The following is a 20,031-nucleotide window of genomic DNA, read 5'->3' on the forward strand; positions in this document are numbered from 1 at the left end:
CTCCCTGCCCATGTCTCGTTGGTGACCCTAGGCACGTGGGCGGGGGACATCAACAGGAGTCCGCGGGGAGCCCTCCCCGCCCGGCCTGTGGGAGGATCGGGGACGCGCCGAACGCCCCGAGAGGACCCCATGACCGAGCCCGCCGTCCCGCCCTCGCACCTCGAGCCCTGGCTCCGTGACATCCTGCGCTGCCCCGGCTGCCGGAGCGAGCTCCGGGACGCCGAGGGGACCGCCGGTCCCGAGCTCGTCTGCGTGTCGGACGCCTGTGGCCTGGCCTACCGCATCGACGACGGGGTGCCGGTCCTCCTCGTCGACGAGGCGCGTCGGCCCGCCTGAGGGCCCGCGCGCCCACCATCCGCTCCACGTCGAGGAGGTCGGAGCCCATGCCCTGGGTCGACGAAGCCCGGTTGGACGACGCCGACGCCCTCGCGGCCCTCGACTCCCGCGGTGCGCTCCGCTCGGTCGCCGGGGCGGGTGCCCAGGTGCGCCGGGCGCTCGTCGCCGCCGACGAGGCCGGGATCGGCCGGGTGGGCGGGGGAGAGCGGCCGCGGTCGGTCCTCGTCGCGGCGCTGGGTGGGTCGGCCGTCGTCGGCGACGTCCTCGACCTCCTCGCCGAGCCCGGCTCGCCGGTCCCCGTCCTCTGCCGGCACGACGGCCCGCTGCCGGGGTGGGTCGGCCCGCTCGACCTCGTCATCGCGGTCTCGCAGTCGGGCCGTGCGGGCGGGCCCCTCACGCTGGCGACGGAAGCGGCCCGGCGTGGAGCATCGTTGCTCACCGTGGGTGCGGCCGGTTCGCCGCTCGCCGAGGTCGCCGCCAGGGCCCGGGGGGTGCATGTCGAGACAGCGCTCCCGACCCCGTCGTCGCGGACGGGTCTGTGGTCCCTCCTCACCCCGGTCCTGCGCGCCGCCGACGTCCTCGACCTCGCGTCCTGCCCGACAGACGTCCTCGAGCGCACCGCCGACGTCCTCGACGAGGTCGCCGAGGAGTGCCGTCCGACCTCGGAGTCCTTCGTCAACCCCGCCAAGGTGCTCGCCACCGGGCTCGACGGCACGGTCCCCGTCGTCCTCGGCGAAGGCGCGCTCGCCGGGGTCGCCGCGTCCCGCGCCGCCCAGATGCTCGCGCGCACGTCGCGGGTACCCGCCGTCCACGGCGTGCTGCCGGACGCCGCGTCCGCGCTCGTCGCCACGTTCGACGGCCCGTTCGGCAGCGGCCTCGAGGCACCCGGTGTCGGTGCCGAGCGGGACATCTTCGCCGACCCCTACCTCGACGGCCCGGCGGTGCCCCGACTCGGCCTCCTGGCGCTGCGCGACCCGGATCTTGACCCCGACGCCCGTTCTCTCGGCGACGCCGTGCTGGCCTCGGCCCGCGACTCCGGCGCCGTGGTCCTCGAGCAGGAGGCCCGCCCGGGACATCCCGTGGAGCGGTTCGCGTCCCTGGTCGCGCTCACCGACTTCGCGGCGACGTACCTGGCGCTCGGGCTCGGGCTCGACCCGTCGGTCTCCCGTCACGTCACGGACCTGCGCGACCGGACGTCCTGACCTCCTCCGGGCCCATCCGGCGCGCTGATGTCGACCCGCGCGAGTGGGGTGTCGGCCGAGCGCGTACCCTGGCCGCGGTCCTGGCATGGGCCGGGGAGGGAAAGGTCATGTCACGTTCTGCCGGAGACGGCGTCCACACGGGTGCGCTCGGGACCGGGGCGGTCGTCGCCAGCGCGATGACGAGCCTCATCGTGCTGGCGGCCGGCGCCGCTCGCGGACTGGACTTCTGGGACGAGTCGTACACGCTGCTCCTCGTGGACCGTCCGGACGCTTCGTACGCTGCGGGGGAGGTGTTCCTCTTCCAGTTCCTCCTGCACCCCGTGTTCGTGGCGCTCGGCCGTGACGTCGCGCTGCTCCGGCTCGTCGGTTTCCTCATGCTTGTGCTCGCGGCGGTGGCGGCCACACGAGCGGTCGGGGCGTTCCTGGCATCCGAGGAGGTGCCGGTCACACCGTGGTGGTCACGGATGGCGCCGGCGGTGGTGGCGGCGACGACCCCCATGGCGTTCATCGGAGCAGGCAGGGTGCCCACCTACCGCGTAGTCGTCGTGATCGCCCTGCTGGTCGTCGTGTGGGGGGTGTGCCGGATGTGGGCGAGTGCCCGTCCGGAGTGGGGCCTGCTGGTGGGTGCGGCTCTCGTCGTGACCTTCACCGGCAAGCCGCCCTCGGCGCTCGCAGCCGGCGTGGTCGTCGCCCTCGCGGTCGCAGGGCGTGGCGAGCCGAGGTTCGTCGGCCGGGCGGCACTGTACGGGCTTCTCGGGGCGATCGTGGCTGTCTCCGCTGTGTTGGTCGCTTCGGGCCTTTCGCCTCTGGGAGTCGTGGCGTACCTGCAGGGTGGACTCGAGATGGTGTCCGCCTCGGGGACCCACTCGTCGTGGTGGACGATGCTGGGGTTCGCGCCCGTATCCGCCCGGGTCCTTCTCGTGTTCGGGCCTCTGCTGGTGCTCCCGCTGCTCCTGGCTCTGCACGACTCCGCTCGGAGGGGCGACGACCCCCGTCGGGCAGCCCTCCTCCAGGTGGGGATGGGCATCCTGGCCCCCGCGGTCGCCGCCGTCCTGGCCGTGGTGTTGCTGTCGGCCCAGGGGTACGGTAGCCAGGTCCAACAGTGGACCTTCCTGTGGGGCATCGCGGCAGCGCTGCTCCTGGTCGTGTCGGTGCATCGCGCGAGCGGTCCGCGGCGCCTGCGTGCGGTCGGGGTGGTGCTCCTTCTCCTGTCGCTGCCCTATGCGGCGACAGTCGGCACGAACACGAACTTCGCCCAGACGATGACCCAGGCCGCGGCGTTCTGGGCCCTGGCCGTGATGGCGGCCGGGCTCCTCCTGGCTCGGGAGTGGCCGCCGGGTCGCGGACTGCTCCTTCCTCTCTCGCTGTGGCTCGCCGCGACGACCGTGGCGGTGCAGGTGGCCTGGTTCGCGGACCGCGAGGAGGGCATCAGCCTTCGCGAGGACACGGTGCAGTCACGGGTTCTCGGAGGGTCGCTCTGGCTCGAGCCGGACAGCGCCGAGCTGGTGTCCGAGCTGTCCACGATGACCCGCAACGCGTCGTTGACGGATCGCCCGGCTATCGACCTGACCGGCTACGGCGCAGGCTACGAGCTGCTCCTGGGGGCCCGTCCCCTGGGGAGGGCGTCGTTCTTCGGGACGTTCGACGGGGCCTATCGCGGCGCGCGTCTGGGGCTGGAACGCGAGAGCTGCCGCGACCGGGCCGAGGCGGTCGTGCTGGTCGCGTCGCACAACCCCTTGGATGTCAGCGCAGCGGTCCAGGCATGGGGTCTGAACCTGGATACCGACTACACCGAGATCGGGCGCTTCCGCCCTACGCACGGTGGGGCGGTCGTCCGCAGCCAGACAGTGCGCGTGTTGCTGCCGACCGAACACGTCGGCCAGGTGCTCGGGTGCCCCCACGCATGACGCATCCGCGACTCTCCGGAACCGCGACCGCCCCACGTCGTCGGGGTGGGAGGCGGGCGGGACTCAGGGGGACGGCGCTGCCAGGACGAGACGTTCGGCGTGGGGGAGGCGCAGCAGGTCCGCACCGGGGACGAGGATCTTGCTGCGGCGCAGTCCGCTCCCGATGACGACCTCCCCGGCGTCCACCACGGCGTCGTCGACGAGCACCGGCCAGCCGTCTGGCAGACCGACCGGGGTGATCCCACCGAACTCCATGCGGGTCAGCCCGACCGCGTCGTCGTGGGGCGCGAACGAGATCTTCCTCGCGCCGAGGTGACGCCGGACGACACCGTTGATGTCGGCCCGGTGGGTCGCGAGGACGACCACGGCGGCGTAGGTCGTGACACCGGCACGCTTGGCTGCGACGACAACGCAGTTCGCGCTGGCGCCCGGAGCGACGTCATAGGCGTCGCAGAGTGCGGCGGTGTCGGCGAGGGCGGGGTCGATCTCGGCGACCTCCGCTCCCGGTACTGAGCCTGCCGCCGCGGCAACCGGCGGTGCGAGTAGCTCAGGGCGGGCGGAGGCGGGGATCCAGTCGAGGCGTCCGCGGGATGTCGGCATGTTGGCCACGGTAGGTGAACGGAGCTACTCCCGGCGTCGTCGTCGACGCCGGGAGCGCCGATTGGAGGTTCGACCGGTTGGGGGCGCCGTTGATGCGCGTGCCGAGCCCGGACCCGTTCCGTGGGTTCTCCGGGGATGGGGCCCTCGTGTCGGCGATCGTGACGCCTGGGCGTGCCCGACCATCTAGGGTGGTGGAGGTGCGACTGTCCTCGAGCGATTAGGTCCGTTCGTCGAGCGAGGAGACCAGGGCGGAGCGGTAAGACGAGGAAGGACGCGATGGGGGAGACTTTCACCGACCCGTTGCTCCCCGTCACCCGCACGGGCGACACCTCCCGTGAGTGAGCCGACCCTCGGCCCGGACCAAGCCGACCCACGTCCCACTGACCGGTTCACCGGTCGTGCCCTGCTGTCCAGGGCCGCCCGGGACGCGCTGTGGGTCGCTGCGGTACCGGCGCTTCTCTTGGTCTGGGTCCCTCTGATGGATGACATCGGTACCGACTCCGCCCATGCGTACTGGAACGCGTGGAACCAGGACCTGTACGGGGCCGGGCCGGGGTCGGTCGACGCCTACAACTACTCGCCTGCTTTTGCCCAGCTGTTGTACCCGGTGACGTTGTTGTCGTGGCCGGTGTTCCTCGTCGTGTGGTCGGCCCTTCTCGTGACAGCCCTCGTCTGGCTCATGTGGCCGCTTCCTCACAGCTGGCGATGGCCCGTCCTGCTGTACGTGATACCGCCGGCGGTGGCGATCGGGAACATCGAACCTCTGCTCGCGGTCGTGGCGGTGCTCGGGTTCCGGTGCCCGTGCCTCTGGGCGTTCCCACTGCTGACCAAGGTGGTGCCCGGGGTGGGGGTCCTGTGGTTCGTGGTTCGCCGAGAGTGGCGCCACGCGGCGTGGGCCGTCGGAGCGACTCTCGGCGTGCTGACGCTGTCCTTTGTGGCCGACCCCGGACTGTGGTTCGCCTGGGGGCAGTTCCTGCTGGCCAGCTCTGATACGCACATCCGTTACCTGCCCCTCTGGATCCGCCTACCGGTGGCCGTGGGGCTGACCGTGTGGGGTGCGTTGCGAGCCCGTCCGACCACTCTGGCCGTGGCCATGATGTTCGCGATGCCGTTGTGGTCGTCCGGAGTGCTTCTCATGCTGACGGCGGTTCCACGACTCTCCCGCCTCCGAGGGCCGGAGACGGCGTCACGGCCGCAGAGGTAGCCCTGGGACTGCACCACCGGCTCGGGTGATGGCTCTCGCGCTGCCCCAGAAGGGCGAGTCCACGTGGCCGGCCAGGACGAGCCGGAGCCCTACTCGCTGCTGAGGTTCCGCAAGGCGTGCGGAGGGCCGTTCCGTCCGGGGTGGCCCTCCGCCGTTCGTGGGCGGCTCGTCCGGGGGTCCTCCGAACGGTCAGAACTCCCCTCCGGGGTCTTCGCCCCACGGGGGTCCCTGAATACCGTTCAGTGACTCCCGCGCGCGAGGCGCGGTCCTACCCACGACGCCGGAAGGGGCGAGATGAGCTCCCTGGACGACGCGGTCCGGGACGGCGTCACCGTCGTCGTCCCGTGCTACCGCTCCGAGGAGACCCTCGGACCGCTCGTCGACCAGCTGCTCCCGGCACTGTCCGCGCTCACCCCCCACCACGAGGTCCTCCTCGTCGTCGACGGGTCGCCCGATGCCACGGCGGCGGTCGCCCGCGAGGTGGCCGGTGCTGCGCGCGACACCGTGCGGGTGATCGAGCTCCGACGCAACTACGGACAGCACAACGCGCTCATCGCCGGCGTCGCCCAGGCACGTTACGGCGTGACGGTGACCATGGACGACGACCTCCAGCATCGTCCCGACCAGCTCGGCACACTCCTCGCGCCGCTCGATGACCCCCGGGTCGACCTCGTGTACGGCGTGCCGGTGGAGGAGGAGCACGGCGCGGTGCGCTCGCTCGCCTCTCGCACCGTCAAGTCGGCACTCGCCGTGGCCGGTGTCCCCAACGCACGTGACGTCAGCGCCTTCCGTGCCTTTCGCACCGACCTGCGCGAAGCCTTCGCGCACGTCACCGACCCGTTCGTCTCGCTCGACGTCGTCCTCTCCTGGGCGACGACAGGGGTCCGCCGAGCGCAGGTGCGGATGGACCGTCGGGTCGACGGGGAGTCGGGCTACACCGTCCGGCGCCTCCTCGGCCACGCGGCGAACATGGTCACCGGCTACAGCGTGCTCCCGCTGCGCCTCGTCACCTGGCTCGGGCTGGCCGTCTCCACGCTCGGGCTCGTCGCCCTCGCCTCGGTCCTCGTCATGTACTGGACCGGTCGGATCCAGGTGGCCGGGTTCACGACCGTCGTCGCGATGCTCAGCATCCTGTCCGGAACCCTCATGCTCTCGCTCGGCGTCGTCGGCGAGTACCTCGGCCGGCTGCACGTCCGCTCGATGCAGCGTCCGGCGTACGTCATCCGCCCCGAGCGGCTCGCCGCGTCCGGCGTGGGCGCTGCGTGCGACTGCGTGACCGACGCACGAACGGGCCACCGGCGATGAGCAGTCTGCCCCGTCCCGGAGTGCGGCGCACGGCGGCTCCGGTCCGGTTCACGGCACCGTTGCGCACGGGCCGGGAGCAGGAGTACCTGGCCCAGGTACTCGCGTCACCCATGTGGCACGGCGACGGGGTCTTCACCCGGCGGGCGAGCGCGTGGCTGCGCGAGCTGACCGGCGTCCCGGGGGCACTCCTCACTCCCTCGTGCACGCACGCACTGGAGCTCGCGGCGATCCTCCTCGGGCTCGGCCCCGGTGACGAGGTCGTGTGCCCGAGCTTCACGTTCACCTCGACCGCGACCGCCATCGCGGTGCGGGGCGCGACGCCGGTGTTCGTCGACGTCCGCCCGGACACTCTCGGCCTCGACGTCGAGGCGGTCCGTGCAGCCCTCACGCCGCGGACGAAGGCGATCTTCGTCGTCCACTACGGCGGGGTCGCGGCCGACATCGAGGACCTCGTCGCCCTCGCGGACGACCACGGGATCGCGGTCGTCGAGGACAACGCCCACGGGCTCGGAGCCCGCTGGCGCGGGCGTCCACTCGGCACCTTCGGTGCTCTCGCGGCGCAGAGCTTCCACGACACCAAGAACATCACCTGTGGTGAGGGCGGGGCGCTGCTCGTCAACGACGCCGTGATGCTCGAGCGGGCCGAGGTCGTGCGGGAGAAGGGCACCGACCGTTCGCGCTTCCTCCGCGGAGAGGTCGACAGGTACACCTGGCAGGATGTCGGCTCCTCGTACCTGCCGAGCGAGCTGACGGCGGCCGTCCTCGTCGCGCAGTCGGAGGCGTTCGACCGCGTCCAGGCGCGGCGCCACGAGGTCTGGGACAGGTACGCCCGCGAGCTCGCCCCCTGGGCCGCGAAGCAGGGCGTCACCCTCATGCACGTTCCCGAGGGCAACGAGCACCCGGCACACGTCTTCTACGTGCTCGCGCCCACCCCCGAGGACCAGTCCGGGCTCATCCGCCATCTCGGTGAGCAGGAGATCTCGGCCGTCTTCCACTACCAGCCCCTCGACTCCTCGCCTGCGGGCCGGAGGCTCGGCCGGACTCCCGTCCCGTGCACGGTGTCGGCCGACGTCGCCGGCCGCATCGTCCGGCTCCCGTTGCACCCAGGTCTCGACGACGACGAGGTCGCGCGAGTGGTCGACGCGGTCTCGGCGTACCGTTCCGAGGCATGAGCTGGGACAGCCTCGGGGGGACCGGGGTCATGGGTGCCCTGTCCGTCTACGACACCCGGCGTTTCGGGATGCGGGTGGCTCGGATGTCGGTGCGTGCCGAGGAGCACGACGTCCGGGGTGCGGCGCGCGAGATCATGCGGCACTGGGAGCGCCTCAACGTGAGAATCGCCGTCGTGCGCTGGCCTCTGCACGCGGCTGCTGTGGCCGACCACCTCACCGACGCCGGGATGACCGTCGTCCCCGCGGACCGGCTCGCCTACTGGGGGGCCGACCTTTTCGCCTCCCCGCCCGTCGGCTCGGACAGTGCGGTGGTTCCCCTGTCTGCACAGCCCGAGCTCGCCGACGCCGTCGCCGAAGCGACCGCCGAGACCTTCCGCGGTTACCGGAACCACTACGAGGCGAGCGAATGCTTCCCGGCCGAGGACGTCCTCGCCGGCTACGTCGAGTGGGCCCGGCGCTGCATCGACACCCGCCCGGAGCACGTCGTCGTCGCCGTGGACGGTGACGAGGTCACCGCCTTCGCGACGACCACACCGCTGGCCGACGGACAGACCCTCGAGGTGGACCTCGCCGGGACGGTCGAGGCTCGTCGCCGTGAGGGCTGGTACTCACGGCTCGTCGACGGCCTGCTGTCGCACGCCGAGGCGCTCGGCTTCGACCGGGTCGTCATCTCGACCCAGGAGTGGAACCGTCCCGTGCAGGCGGTCTGGGCGCGCGCGGGCTTCCGGGGTTTCGCCGCCTTCGAGACCGTGCACCTCACCCGCACCCCGGCCGACGATGCGGACACCTGACCGAGGTCGGCGTCACCCGGATCTCCCCGCCGTGGCCGGGACGGTTCTTGCTGCCGCCGTTCTCGTCGCGCTGCTCGCGACCGCGGGACGTGGTCTGGACCTCATGGACGAGAGCTACGTCCTGCGCCTCGTGCGCGAGCCGGATGCGTCGCGTGGTGCGGGTGAGGTGTATCTCTTCGGTTTCCTCGTCAACCCGCTGTACGCGGCCGTCGGGTACGACATCGGGATGTTCCGGGTACTCGGGTTCCTCCTCGTCGCGGCCGTGGCGGCAGGGACTGCCCGTGAGCACCTGCTTCTCGTCGGCCCGGATGCGCTGCGTCGGCCCCGGGGTCGGGCGGTCGTCGTGGGTGTCGCCGCGGCCTCCGAGCTGGTGTTCCTGCTCGAGGTGCGGGTGCTGAGCTACCGGTCGGTCGCGGTGCTGGGGCTTCTCGGTGTGGCCTGGGGCGTCGCACGGCTGGAAAGGGGGCATCGGCGTTCGGGCGCGGTCATGGTCGGTGGCGCGACGGTGGTGGCCTTCGTGGGCAAGCCGACCACCGCGGCCGCCCTGCTGGTCGGCCTTGTGGTGTGGTCCGTCTGGCGGCGCGTGGACCGGCACGCGCTGTCGTGGGGTGTCGTCGGGGCGCTCGCGGCGGCCGCCGTCGTGTGCCTCGTGGCTCGGATGACGCCGTGGGGCGTGGTCGAGTACCTGAGCGGAGGAGTGGAGGTCATCGACGATCTCGACGCCTACCGAGGGCTCGCAGAGGCGCTGGGGCTCAGTGCCTTCCGCCCGACCGCCCTCCTCGTCTTCGGCCTCCCCCTCGTCGTCGCCGGGCTCCTCGCGGTCGGGGCGAGTGTCTTCTTCCCGCGGCTCCTCGGGGATCTCGTGTCGATGGGTGTGCTCGTGGTGACCGCCGCGCTGGTGGCTCGTCTCGCGGTGGTGTTGCTTGCGCCCACCACACAGGGGTTCCTGATCCTGCAGCTGGGCCTCCTGACGGCGGCTGTGGGCGGTGCACTCCTGTGGACTCGCTGGTCGACGATGTCGACGCCGGTCCGCTCGACGGCGATGATCCTCGCGGCCGCGCCCTACGCCTTCTCGGTGGGCTCGAACCGCGGTCTGCCGTCCCTGACCGGGCAGGCGGTGGCGTTCTGGGTGCTGCTCGTCGGGATGCTCGCCTCGTGCGCAGCCCCGCGGCCCGACGGCAGGTGGCCCGACGCGGCCTGCCGCGTCGCACCGCTCGCCGTCACCGTCGTGGTGGCTGTGATGACGACCGTGCTCCTCCTCGACGGATCGCAGGGGGCGAACATCCGCCAGGCGTCCACGAGGACGGAGATCGGAGGCGGGAGCCTCGCGCTCCCCGCAGCCACCGCACGCGACGTCCGGCGGCTCCGCGAGGTGGCGGACGCCGGCGGCATCACCCACGACACCCCGGTGGTGGACCTCAGTGGGAAGGGGGCCGGCTACGCCATTGCTCTCGGTGGTCGGTTCCTCGGGCGGGCGCACTTCTACACGACGTGGTCCGGGCGGGGCGCGTCCGCGGCCCGTGCTCTGAGGTCCGTGTCCTGCGAGGACCGGGCGCGGGCCTGGCTGATCGTGCCGAGCGGAGGCGACGAGACGATGTACGACGCGTGGTCGTCCGGAGGCGCGGCGACCATCGCACAGTACGACCGCGTCCTGAGGTTCCGGGCCGAGTGGTACGGGCGGCTCGACTCTTTCGACGTGCTCCGTCCCACCGAGCGTTCCGAGCGTGCTGTGTGTCGCCCGGACCCGCCGGAGTGACCGGACTGTCGACTCGAACGTGGAGCGGGGTCGGCCCGGACGGTGGGCCTACCAGCACCCTCGGGACCACAGGTCCTGGGACGTGGCTGCACCCGACCATCTAGGGTGATGGGGGTGCGACTGTCAGTGGGGGAGGGCACGAGTGCGTCCTGCTCGTTCCGCGTCCGGATGTGGGCCGTGCCGATGGCGTGCGTGGTGGTGTTCGTCGTCTACCAGGCGATCGCAGCTCTCGCTTTCGACTCGGCCGGTGTGGGAAGCGCTGAAGCGCGTTCGCAGTGGGACGCCCACGCCTACGTCTGGATAGCTGGGCACGGGTACCCGCCGGAGACGACGTGGAACCCCGACGGGGCGTACTTCGCCTTCTACCCGTTGTTTCCGGCCCTCATCCGGGCAGGCGTGCTGCTCACCGGTCTGGCTCCTGAACCGGTGGCCGTCGCGGTCAGCCTCGGGTGCGCCACGGTGGCGGTGGGTGTCCTCGGCCGATGGCTCCATGGCGTCGGGAGTGCCGCGGCGGCTTTGGCAGCGGTCGTGGCGCTCCTTGCGTGGCCGGCGAGCCCGGTGTTCCAGCTCGCCTACACCGAGGGTCTGGCCGTACTCCTGCTCGTCCTGTCGTGGATGTTCGTCACGAAGGAACGTGACGGGTGGGCGGTGGTGTGCATTCTGGCGCTGTCGCTGACCAGGGGGCTCGCGCTGCCGCTGTGCGCTGCGGTCGCGACACACCTGTGGACCACGGGTCGGCTTCGCCCAGGCCATCACCCTCGAGGCGCCGTCGGTGTGCTCGCCGCCGCGGTGGTCGGGGTGCTTCTCTGGCCGGTCCTCGCCGGGGTGCTGGCCGGTGACGTGGGGGTCTACTGGAGCTCGCACGTCGCTTTCGCTCCCGACGGCCTGCCTCAGTCGGTCCTGGAGGCCGGGCTTCGGCATCCCGAGATCGCCGTCCTCGTCGTCCTGTTCCTCGCGATGACGACCATCCTTGCCGTGAAGCTGCTCCCCGAGTGGACCCCTCCCGTGGTCCGGTGGTGGTGCGCCGTCTACCCGGTCTACCTCGTCGTGGGCTCGCTGGTCACCCCGTCGATCGTGCGCTACCTCCTGCTGCTCTTTCCCCTCGGCCTGGCAGCCGTGCCCCTCGCTCGTCGGCGGTGGGCCGTCGCCGTCGCCGCGCTGGTTCTCGTACTGGGCCAGGTAGGCGCGTGGTGGTGGGTGGAGGAGTTCGTGCCTCTCGGCGGGGACTGGACCTACCCGTGAGCAGCGGTCTTCCGGCGACGGTCCTCCGGAGATGCTGCGGTAGCCTGGAGCCGCACCACCGGCTTGGGTGATGACCCTCGCACTGCACGCGGCCCAGAAGGGCGACGCCGGTCAACTCCATCCGCACGCTGCCCCCGAGGAGCTTCCGCATGTCCGTTGACCACAAGGTCCGGGACCTGGCCCTCGCCGAGTCCGGACGCCACCAGATCCGCCTCGCCGAGCACGAGATGCCGGGCCTCATGGCCCTGCGCGAGGAGTACGGCGAGGCCCAGCCGCTGGCCGGGGCCCGCATCGCCGGCTCGCTGCACATGACCGTCCAGACGGCCGTCCTCATCGAGACCCTCGTCGCCCTCGGCGCGCAGGTCCGCTGGGCGTCCTGCAACATCTACTCGACCCAGGACGAGGCCGCCGCGGCCGTCGTCGTCGGGCGGGGCACCCCCGAGGACCCGCAGGGTGTCCCGGTGTTCGCGTGGAAGGGCGAGACCCTCGAGGAGTACTGGGACTGCACCGAGCAGATCCTCACCTGGCCCGGCGACGAGCTCGCCAACATGATCCTCGACGACGGCGGCGACGCGACGATGCTCGTCCACAAGGGCAAGGAGTGGGAGACCGCCGGCCAGGTGCCGCCCACGACCCACGAGGACTCCGAGGAGTTCGGCGTCTTCAAGGCCCTCGTGCGCCGGACGATGGCGTCCGACCCGCAGCGGTGGACCACGGTCGCCGCCGAGATCAAGGGTGTCACCGAGGAGACGACCACGGGCGTCCACCGCCTCTACCAGCTGGCCGAGGCCGGCGAGCTGCTCTTCCCGGCGATCAACGTCAACGACTCGGTCACCAAGAGCAAGTTCGACAACAAGTACGGCTGCCGCCACTCGCTCGTCGACGGCCTCAACCGCGCGACCGACGTCCTCATCGGCGGCAAGGTCGCCGTCGTCGCGGGCTACGGCGACGTCGGCAAGGGCTGCGCCGAGTCGCTGCGCGGCCAAGGTGCGCGGGTCATCGTCACCGAGATCGACCCGATCTGCGCGCTCCAGGCCGCGATGGACGGCTACCAGGTCGCCGCGCTGGACTCGGTCGTCGACCAGGCCGACATCGTCGTCACCTCGACGGGCTGCTTCAACGTCGTCACCGCCGAGCAGATGCAGAAGATGAAGAACAAGGCGATCCTTGCCAACATCGGCCACTTCGACAACGAGCTCGACATGGCCGGCCTGGCGAAGGTCCCCGGTGTGCAGAAGCAGGAGATCAAGCCGCAGGTCCACGAGTGGACGTTCGAAGACGGCGACTCGATCATCGTGCTGTCCGAGGGGCGCCTGATGAACCTCGGCAACGCGACGGGCCACCCCAGCTTCGTCATGTCCAACTCGTTCTCGAACCAGACCATCGCCCAGGTCGAGCTGTTCGGGAAGGACGCGGAGTACTACGACGAGGACGGCAGGCCGACCGTCACGACGCTGCCGAAGCACCTCGACGAGAAGGTCGCCCAGCTGCACCTCGAGGCCTTGGGGGCAGAGCTCACCGAGCTCACCAAGGAGCAGGCCGAGTACCTGGGCGTCGACGTCTCGGGCCCGTACAAGCCGGAGCACTACCGGTACTGACCGGAATGTTCTCCTGACGCGCCCCCGGACGCGAGTCCGGGGGCGCGTCGCGTGCCGGGGCAGCGGCATCCGACGTTCGGACCGATCTCGCCGGACCGGGCGATGCGGGCGTGCGCGGCTCCTACCGTGTAGGCCATGGCTCACGACCTCCAGACGGCCGTCGCACGCGTCCCGGCGGTCGCCACCCCCGCCGTGGGCCGTACCTCGGTGGCGGTCACGGCGCTGTTCGCCGTCACCGCCTTCCTCGGCGCCACCCTGCTCTTCGTCGTCCAGCCGATGGTGGCGCGGATCGTCCTTCCCCGTTTCGGCGGCTCGGCGACGGTATGGAGCACGAGCTCGTTGTTCTTCCAGGTCGTCCTTCTCCTCGGCTACGTCTATGCCCATGTCGCCACGACGCGTCTCGGCCGTCGTGCCCAGATCGGCGCGCACCTCGCAGTGCTCGTCCTTCCCGTGCTCGTTCTGCCGGTCACGGTGCCGGTCGTCGCCGACACCGGCTCATCGCCGAGCCTGCGTCTCCTCGCGGTCCTGGCGACGATGATCGGCCTCCCCTTCGCCGTCGTCTCGACGACCGGCCCTCTGCTGCAACGGTGGTACTCGTGGACGTCGGCAGCCCGCGCCGAGGACCCGTACTTCTTGTTCGCCGCGAGCAACCTGGGCAGCTTCGGCGGCCTCCTCGCGTACCCGGTCGTCATCGAACGCGTCCTGACCCTCCAGCAGCAGCGCACCGCCTGGTCGGCCGGTCTCGTCGTCCTGCTGCTGCTCGTCGGGGCGTGCGGGGTCGTCGCCTGGACCGCTCCCGGCCGGCGGTCACCCTCGTCCGAGGGCTCGCGGGCCCCGGCGACGCAGAGGGTGCTGACGCCTACGGTGCGGCAGCAGGTCGCGTGGCTCGGTCTGGCGTTCCTGCCGTCCGCCCTCCTGCTCGCGGTCACCTCGCACCTGTCGACGGACATCGCTCCCGTCCCTCTGCTGTGGGTCGTACCCCTCGCCATCTACCTCGCGACGTTCGTCGTGGCGTTCGCGCGCACCTCCCGGGTCGTCAACCCTCTTCTCGCCCGTGCAGCGGGGGCCGCGGCAGTCTTCGCCCTCGTCGTGCACGTCATCGGCCCGTCGCTGTCCGTCGCCGTCGGGGCCGTCGTCGACCTCACCGTTCTCACCCTCGTCGCGTTCGTCGCCCACTCCCGCCTCGCCGCCACCCGGCCGTCGGTCGAGCACCTCACCCGCTTCTACCTCGTCGTGGCGCTGGGGGGTGCCGTGGGTGGCCTGCTCAACGGGCTCGTCGCGCCGGTGGCGTTCGACCGGATGTGGGAGTACCCCGGTGGCCTGATCGTCAGCGTGCTGCTCGGTGTCGGGGTGCTCGGGACGACGGGCACGGTGCTCACCCGGCGCTACGGAGCCCGGCCCGGGGTGGTGCTGCACGCGCTGGCCCTCGCGGCCGGCGCCATCGGACTCGTCATCATCGCGTCCCTGACCCTCGGGACCTGGTGGCTGCTCCTCCTCGGTGGCGCCGCACTCGCGGGGGCAGCGTGGTATGCCGCGGCTCGGCCGGTCCCCGCAGTCGGCGCGGCGGTGCTCCTCATCGCCTTCGTCTCGGCGTTCCAGGCGATCGGGTCACTCGAGACGACCCGCACGTTCTACGGCTCCTACCGCATCGCCGAGACCGAACGCGACCGGTCGCTGTCGCACGGGAGCACGATCCACGGTACCCAGCTGAGCGAGGACCCGGGCGAGCCCACGATGTACTACGCCCGGAACGGTCCCTTGGGGCAGGCGATGAGCGTGCTCCGACCACAGCGGGCCGGGGTCGTCGGCCTCGGAGCCGGCACCATCGCCGCCTACGGCCGCCCGGGGGACGTGTACGACTTCTACGAGATCGACCCTCAGGTCGTCACCTTCGCGGAGGATCAGCGGTACTTCACGTACCTGCGGGACTCCGCGGCCCGCGTGACCTCCATCGTCGGCGATGGTCGACTGCGCATCGCCGCAGCCCCCGAGGAGGCCTACGACCTCATCGTCCTCGACGCCTTCAGCTCCGACGCCGTGCCGGTCCACCTCCTCACCCAGGAGGCGTTCGACACGTACGCGAGCCGGCTCGGCCCCGACGGCGCGATCCTCGTCCATGTGAGCAACCGGTACCTCGACCTCGAGCCGGTCGTGGCCGACGCCGCGGACCACCTCGGGTGGAGTGCCTCGGTGGGGCTGGACGCCACTCCGGAGCCACCTGCCATCGAGTCGCGCTGGGTGCTCGTCACCGCCAACCAGCGGTGGACCGCGGCGCTGCGTGACGAGGACGGCTGGCGACCGGCGGGCGACGCCCGGGTCGAGTGGACGGACGACTTCAGCTCAGTCCTGTCCGTCATGGCTGGGCCCTGAGCGAACCGACCCGCCCGGCGTGAGTGAGGGGCGCTCGCTCACCTCTGGGGTTGCGCGGTGAGGAGGGACCACCCATCCGCAGAGACCACCGCCCACCCGTCCGCCGCGAGGGTGGAGGCAGGTGGCGACCCGGTCTCGACGAGCGCAGCGTCACAGTCACGGCGGGTCGCCCTGTCGATGGTGCCGGCTCCCCCCGCCATGAAGCGGACATATGCGTCGAGCTCGGCAGGGCCGTACAGCTCGGTCCGACCGTCGATGACCGGGACGAGGGTGGGGTGGGTGAACCACAGCCATCCTCCGGTGTAGTAGTCGTTGCAGACCACGGTGCCCCGAGGAAGCTCGTCCAGTTCGGCCGATAGTGCAGTCGGGAAGCCCTCGGAGGCCATCGGCTGGGCAACGGCCGCCACTCCCGCGACAACGAGGCCGACGACCGCGGCAGCCGCTGTGGCGAGGATCTCGGATGGTCGAAGCCGCTCCCGACCCAGGGGAAGGTGGTGCGTCAGCGCGGCCGCGAGCAGTGGAGCGAGGACGGCGGCCGCGAGTGCGACGGTGCGGCCGTGGATGATGAGCAGGAACACCGCGGAGAGGAGCATGCCCACCTCCGTCCAGGTCGGCGTGGCGCGTACCGTCCTCAGGAGCGCGATGCACGCGGCCATCAACGCCGTCGCGACGAACGCAGGCATTCCGACAGTGGGCGGGTCCCACTCCTCGACGTAGCCCGTGACAGGGCTGATCTGGAACGGGGCGAGCAGGAGCCGCGGACCGACGGGTGTGAGGGCTGCCGCCACCCCGCAGCCGACGGGGAGGGCGGCGAGCCGCAAGACCTCGCGCCATGGCGCGCGCTCCAGGAGAAGGGCTACGACGACGACGCCGCCGAGCACGGGGGCGACGATCCAAAAGCCGTGGACGCACGCCCACAGCCAGGTGAGCGGGACGAGCCACCATCTGGGCCGCCGGTCCTGGGACGTCGAGAGCCAGGCGCCGGCAGCGAGCACGGTGAACGCGAAGGACAGCGACTGGGGCCGCGCCGTCAGCGACATGGACATGCCGACGAAGGCAACGACCGAGACCGCGGCCGAGACCAGGACCGGAGCGTGCCGTCGGCACACGAAGTAGGTCGTGGTGGTCGCCACGACGGAGAATGCCGCGACGAGCCAGGACACGCCGGCGAGGTCTGCCGCGGAGTGAACGGACCAGATCAAGAGGTCCCCGAGCCACTCGTGCCTTATCCATTCACCGGTGGTGAAGGGGCTCCATGGGTCCGGCCCGACGAAGACGAGGTCCTTGACGAGCTCTCGCCCGGTGCGAAGGTGCCACCAGGTGTCGGGGTCGTCAACGGGCCGGACGGTCTGAACGGCGATGACGACCAGGGCGGCGAGCAAGGGGGCGAGACGGAGCCACCCGGGTGTGCGCCAGGCCCCGTTCCCGGCCAAGGAGGTGCCGACACTCACCGACCGCCCTCCGGGCTGGTCGCGGCGGTCCTGCCGTGACGCCGACAAGGAGCTCCCACGAGCCGCGGGTCCGTGTAGTGGCCGTGATCGAAGTGCACGGGTTCCTCCACGGTTCGGATCCGACGGCTGCAACAGCCCAGACGATAGTCGGAAGGGAGCTTTGGGGAGTGGGGCCCGGGTCGGCCGTTTGTCCCCGGTTAGACCGGAGCGCGCGCGAGCGTCACGAACTCGTTGGCGTAGAAGAATCGTCCGGCCGGTCGGGGGAGCGGAAAGCTGTAGGAGCCCACCGGGCGGCACCCCCGGCCCGTGAGCATGGCGACGGCATCCTCGGGGCCCACCCATCGAACGTGGGTGGGGTCAGAAGCGTACCCGCGCTCCTGGGGAGTGATGACGACGATCTTTCCGCCGGGCCTCAGGTATCGCAGGTAGTGCTCGAGCAGGGCGTCGCCCGTGGCCGTGTCCAAGTGCTCGAGGACGTGTGCCATGAGCAGGGAGTCGAAGGGCGGCCACGGCCGACCGGCGAACTCCTCTGGCGTGTAGGCCTCCAGCCGACGGTCGCGGCACACCCGGACCGAGCTGACATTGTGGTCCACCCCGACCGACCCGTCGTCCAGGCCGACCAGGTTGCGACCCGTCCCGCAGCCGATGTCGAGACAGCGCCCCAGCTCGAGGCGACGCAGGTTCCAGCGGTACGGCCGCTGGACGTCAAGCCGACGCCGCCACCCGCTCTCGCTCGTGAGGAGCCGTTCGGTGTAGTCACGCCCTCGGGTTCGCGGTTCTGTTTCGTGGTCGTCGGCTGTCATCGTGGATTCCGTGCTCGTCGGTGGGCTCTGGACCGAGTGTGTGCCTCCCCAGCAGCGAGTGACCACGGTGTCGAGCAGCCTGAGTCCCGCCGGGGGTCGGAGGTGTCGTTGGGTCAGGCGGGTCGTCAAGACGCCATGCAGAGCGGTCGGGGCGGCAGGTGAGTTGGTCATCCCACGGCGCCGCTCGAGGAGCCGGGAACCGTGCGTGGCGACCCACCAGGACGCTCGCAGCTTCTCTCGGGCCCACCCATCGCGTACGGCCACCAACAGGATGAGCGGCTCGGTGAGAAGGACCAGTGGCACGACACGACGGAGGACGGATGAGGGGAAGACGGTGAGCACGCTAGTCAGCCGGTTGCGCTCCAGGAGGTACATCTTCTGCGGGTTGCGGCCGAACTCGTACGCGTGGGACGCCACGGCCGTGGGTACGTAGCACACCCGCAACCCGGCCAGCCAACAGCGCAGGCTGAGGTCGGCGTCCTCGTAGTACATGAAGAACGAGGGGTCGAGCCCACCGAGCCGGTCCCACACCTCGCGCCGGAGGGCGAAGAAGGCGCCGCTGACGGAGGCGACGTCACAGGGTTGCTGATGCTGCGCCACCGGATCGCCGTACCCTCCCGCCCAGCTGATCCCGGTGACATGCACCGGGTTGCCGACGGAGTTCACGAGGCGGGGGTCGTCGGCGAGTGTCACGCAACCGCAGACCATGCCGATGGTCTCGTCCTCGAGAGCGTCGACGAGGGCACGTACGGCCCCCCGCGCCACCACGGCGTCGCTGTTGACGAACACGAGCACCTCGCCGCTGCTTCGCTCGACGCCGAGCACTGCCCCACCTGCGAAACCGAGGTTCCCCGGCGAGGTGACGACGTGCACGCCATCGACCTCGGGTGGTCGTTCGATGCCGTTGTCGACGAGGACGACCTCGTGGTCGACGTCGTCGCGTCGTAGGGCGGCGAGGCAGGTCTCGAGGGTGGGCTGGTGCCCGTAGCCCACGACGACAACGGAGACACGCACTCTCAGTCGTCCTCGGCCGGCGGCGAGCCGGGCTCGGAGGTGGCCCGTGGCGGGGCTTCGTGTCCGTCGTCCAGCCGGCTGGACAGGATCGCGACCTCCTCGGCCAACCGCCTCGTCCGGGCCTCGAGACGCCCGACCTCGCCGGCCAGCTGCATCGAGATGACGAGGAGGAACAGGACTCCCGAGAACAGCACGAGGTTGAGCGGCACCTGGACATGAAGTGCCGCCGTGAGCCAGGTCAGCAGGGACGGCAGCACCGAGAAGACGACGGCGATGACGCCGAGGACGACCCACGCGAGGGCGAGGCGCCCCCGGACGTAGCGCCGCCGGACCAGCTCCACGGACAGCACGAGGACGATGACACCGCCGGCGAGCCCGAGCCAGTAGCCGTCGGGCCTCACGAGGCGCGCCTCGCAGCCGCGGGCACGACCCAGTGGCGCACGAGTCCCAGGGCGATCGCCACGAGGGCCCGGGACACGTACATCACCGACCCGAGCACGCCCTGGCTGGGCCGTCCGTGCTCCCTGGCACTCATCCGTACGGGCACCTGGGTCACGGCCAGGCCGCACCGACGTGCGATGACGAGTGCCTCGACGGTGTCACCGAGGTACTCGGCCGGGTAGTTCTCGGCGAACACGGCGATCGCCCGCGGGCCGAGGGCTCGGTACCCCGACGTGACGTCCGTGAGCCGGGTGCCGACGACGAGAGACACGACCCACGCGAGCAACCGCATGGCAAACCGGCGCGCCGAGCCGACCGCGTACGGGTCGCTACCGGCGAACCGCGCACCGATGACGATGTCGGACGTGGCGAGTCCGTCGAGGAGCTCGGGGAGGTGCTCGGGGTCGTGCTGGCCGTCGGCGTCGACCTGCACGACGGCGTCGAACCCGTATCGCGCGGCGTATCTGTAGCCGGTGCGCATCGCCCCGCCGACCCCGAGTGTGTACGGCAGGCGTGCGACCCGTGCACCGGACTCCGCTGCAGCGCGCGAGGTGCCGTCGGCCGAGTGGTCGTCGACCACGAAGACGTGGGCGTCGGGCAAGGTGGCCCTGACCGCGGACACGACGGAACCCACGGTGGCCTCCTCGTTCAGCGCCGGGACCACCACGAGGACGCGCCGCGGAGCGGCGGCGCCCACCAGGTCGGGTTCAGGGCCGTGCACGAGGGTCCTCCGGTGGCTCGGTGACGCCGACATTGTGCCCACCCTTGCGACGTTTCGCAGGTCATCCTCGGGAGCGTGTCCGTATGCTCGACCCGGGCGCCGGGGGAGCGGCTCCACC

At 71.3% G+C, this 20,031-nt stretch carries 16 protein-coding genes; 11 read left to right on the forward strand and 5 right to left on the reverse strand.

The window, feature by feature from the left end; translation table 11 throughout:
• Positions 1–129: 129 nt before the first annotated feature.
• From JQN72_RS17005 to JQN72_RS17015, 3 genes are all read left to right on the forward strand, one after another.
• Positions 130–336 carry a Trm112 family protein gene (locus JQN72_RS17005; protein ID WP_204136328.1) on the forward strand — a complete coding sequence of 69 codons (207 nt, stop codon included), beginning with the start codon at positions 130–132 and terminating at the stop codon, positions 334–336.
• Positions 337–383: 47 nt separating this feature from the next.
• Positions 384–1,538, forward strand: coding sequence for an SIS domain-containing protein (locus tag JQN72_RS17010; RefSeq protein WP_204136329.1), 1,155 nt, complete (start codon positions 384–386; stop codon positions 1,536–1,538).
• A gap of 107 nt (positions 1,539–1,645) precedes the next feature.
• Entirely contained in the window at positions 1,646–3,445 is a 1,800-nt protein-coding gene (locus JQN72_RS17015) for a hypothetical protein (protein ID WP_204136330.1), read from the forward strand.
• A 63-nt stretch (positions 3,446–3,508) separates the two neighbouring features.
• Here JQN72_RS17015 and JQN72_RS17020 read toward each other — a convergent pair whose 3' ends face one another.
• Positions 3,509–4,045 carry a YbaK/EbsC family protein gene (locus JQN72_RS17020; protein ID WP_204136331.1) on the reverse strand — a complete coding sequence of 179 codons (537 nt, stop codon included), beginning with the start codon at positions 4,043–4,045 and terminating at the stop codon, positions 3,509–3,511.
• A 478-nt stretch (positions 4,046–4,523) separates the two neighbouring features.
• Between JQN72_RS17020 and JQN72_RS17025 the strand changes: the two genes are divergently transcribed.
• The 8 genes from JQN72_RS17025 (at position 4,524) to JQN72_RS17060 (ending at position 15,483) form a co-directional block, all read left to right on the forward strand.
• Entirely contained in the window at positions 4,524–5,249 is a 726-nt protein-coding gene (locus JQN72_RS17025; protein WP_204136332.1) for a glycosyltransferase family 87 protein, read from the forward strand.
• Positions 5,250–5,543: 294 nt separating this feature from the next.
• Positions 5,544–6,554 (forward strand): glycosyltransferase, encoded by a 1,011-nt coding sequence (locus tag JQN72_RS17030; RefSeq protein WP_204136333.1) that lies wholly within the window; start codon positions 5,544–5,546, stop codon positions 6,552–6,554.
• The gene (rffA, locus tag JQN72_RS17035; protein ID WP_204136334.1) at positions 6,551–7,726 is read left to right on the forward strand and encodes a dTDP-4-amino-4,6-dideoxygalactose transaminase; all 1,176 of its coding nucleotides are present in this window, start codon (positions 6,551–6,553) and stop codon (positions 7,724–7,726) included. Before JQN72_RS17030 ends, rffA begins: the two co-directional genes overlap by 4 nt.
• Positions 7,723–8,517 carry a GNAT family N-acetyltransferase gene (locus JQN72_RS17040; protein WP_204136335.1) on the forward strand — a complete coding sequence of 265 codons (795 nt, stop codon included), beginning with the start codon at positions 7,723–7,725 and terminating at the stop codon, positions 8,515–8,517. Before rffA ends, JQN72_RS17040 begins: the two co-directional genes overlap by 4 nt.
• A gap of 31 nt (positions 8,518–8,548) precedes the next feature.
• A complete protein-coding gene (locus JQN72_RS17045) occupies positions 8,549–10,273 on the forward strand; it encodes a hypothetical protein (RefSeq protein ID WP_204136336.1) in 1,725 nt (574 codons plus the stop codon).
• A gap of 114 nt (positions 10,274–10,387) precedes the next feature.
• Positions 10,388–11,515 carry a hypothetical protein gene (locus JQN72_RS17050; RefSeq protein WP_204136337.1) on the forward strand — a complete coding sequence of 376 codons (1,128 nt, stop codon included), beginning with the start codon at positions 10,388–10,390 and terminating at the stop codon, positions 11,513–11,515.
• Positions 11,516–11,664: 149 nt separating this feature from the next.
• Entirely contained in the window at positions 11,665–13,113 is a 1,449-nt protein-coding gene (gene ahcY / locus JQN72_RS17055; protein ID WP_204136338.1) for an adenosylhomocysteinase, read from the forward strand.
• Between the two features lie 135 nt (positions 13,114–13,248).
• Entirely contained in the window at positions 13,249–15,483 is a 2,235-nt protein-coding gene (locus JQN72_RS17060; RefSeq protein ID WP_204136339.1) for a fused MFS/spermidine synthase, read from the forward strand.
• 38 nt (positions 15,484–15,521) lie between these two features.
• Here the strand turns inward: JQN72_RS17060 and JQN72_RS17065 are convergent, their stop codons facing one another.
• From JQN72_RS17065 to JQN72_RS17080, 4 genes are all read right to left on the reverse strand, one after another.
• On the reverse strand, positions 15,522–16,934 hold the full coding sequence (locus JQN72_RS17065) for a hypothetical protein (RefSeq protein ID WP_204136340.1): 1,413 nt from the start codon (positions 16,932–16,934) through the stop codon (positions 15,522–15,524).
• Positions 16,935–17,131: 197 nt separating this feature from the next.
• Positions 17,132–18,751 carry a glycosyltransferase gene (locus JQN72_RS17070; protein ID WP_204136341.1) on the reverse strand — a complete coding sequence of 540 codons (1,620 nt, stop codon included), beginning with the start codon at positions 18,749–18,751 and terminating at the stop codon, positions 17,132–17,134.
• Positions 18,752–18,753: 2 nt separating this feature from the next.
• Positions 18,754–19,152, reverse strand: a complete 399-nt coding sequence (locus JQN72_RS17075; protein WP_204136342.1) for a DUF2304 domain-containing protein — start codon at positions 19,150–19,152, stop codon at positions 18,754–18,756.
• Positions 19,149–19,946, reverse strand: coding sequence for a glycosyltransferase family 2 protein (locus JQN72_RS17080; protein ID WP_204136343.1), 798 nt, complete (start codon positions 19,944–19,946; stop codon positions 19,149–19,151). The genes JQN72_RS17075 and JQN72_RS17080 overlap by 4 nt, the downstream gene beginning before the upstream one ends.
• Positions 19,947–20,031: the final 85 nt, after the last annotated feature.

It is taken from the genome of Phycicoccus sp. CSK15P-2 (assembly GCF_016888005.1).
In the GTDB taxonomy this organism is placed as follows: Bacteria; Actinomycetota; Actinomycetes; order Actinomycetales; family Dermatophilaceae; genus Phycicoccus.

Excerpts from the sequence above, each read along its gene's own strand:
- JQN72_RS17020 (WP_204136331.1), bottom strand. The coding sequence starts at position 4,045 with ATGCCGACATCCCGCGGACGCCTCGACTGGATCCCCGCCTCCGCCCGC.
- JQN72_RS17060 (WP_204136339.1), top strand. The coding sequence starts at position 13,249 with ATGGCTCACGACCTCCAGACGGCCGTCGCACGCGTCCCGGCGGTCGCC.
- JQN72_RS17030 (WP_204136333.1), top strand. The coding sequence starts at position 5,544 with ATGAGCTCCCTGGACGACGCGGTCCGGGACGGCGTCACCGTCGTCGTC.
- JQN72_RS17010 (WP_204136329.1), top strand. The coding sequence starts at position 384 with ATGCCCTGGGTCGACGAAGCCCGGTTGGACGACGCCGACGCCCTCGCG.
- ahcY (WP_204136338.1), top strand. The coding sequence starts at position 11,665 with ATGTCCGTTGACCACAAGGTCCGGGACCTGGCCCTCGCCGAGTCCGGA.
- JQN72_RS17015 (WP_204136330.1), top strand. The coding sequence starts at position 1,646 with ATGTCACGTTCTGCCGGAGACGGCGTCCACACGGGTGCGCTCGGGACC.
- JQN72_RS17080 (WP_204136343.1), bottom strand. The coding sequence starts at position 19,946 with ATGTCGGCGTCACCGAGCCACCGGAGGACCCTCGTGCACGGCCCTGAA.
- JQN72_RS17005 (WP_204136328.1), top strand. The coding sequence starts at position 130 with ATGACCGAGCCCGCCGTCCCGCCCTCGCACCTCGAGCCCTGGCTCCGT.
- JQN72_RS17025 (WP_204136332.1), top strand. The coding sequence starts at position 4,524 with ATGGATGACATCGGTACCGACTCCGCCCATGCGTACTGGAACGCGTGG.
- JQN72_RS17040 (WP_204136335.1), top strand. The coding sequence starts at position 7,723 with ATGAGCTGGGACAGCCTCGGGGGGACCGGGGTCATGGGTGCCCTGTCC.
- rffA (WP_204136334.1), top strand. The coding sequence starts at position 6,551 with ATGAGCAGTCTGCCCCGTCCCGGAGTGCGGCGCACGGCGGCTCCGGTC.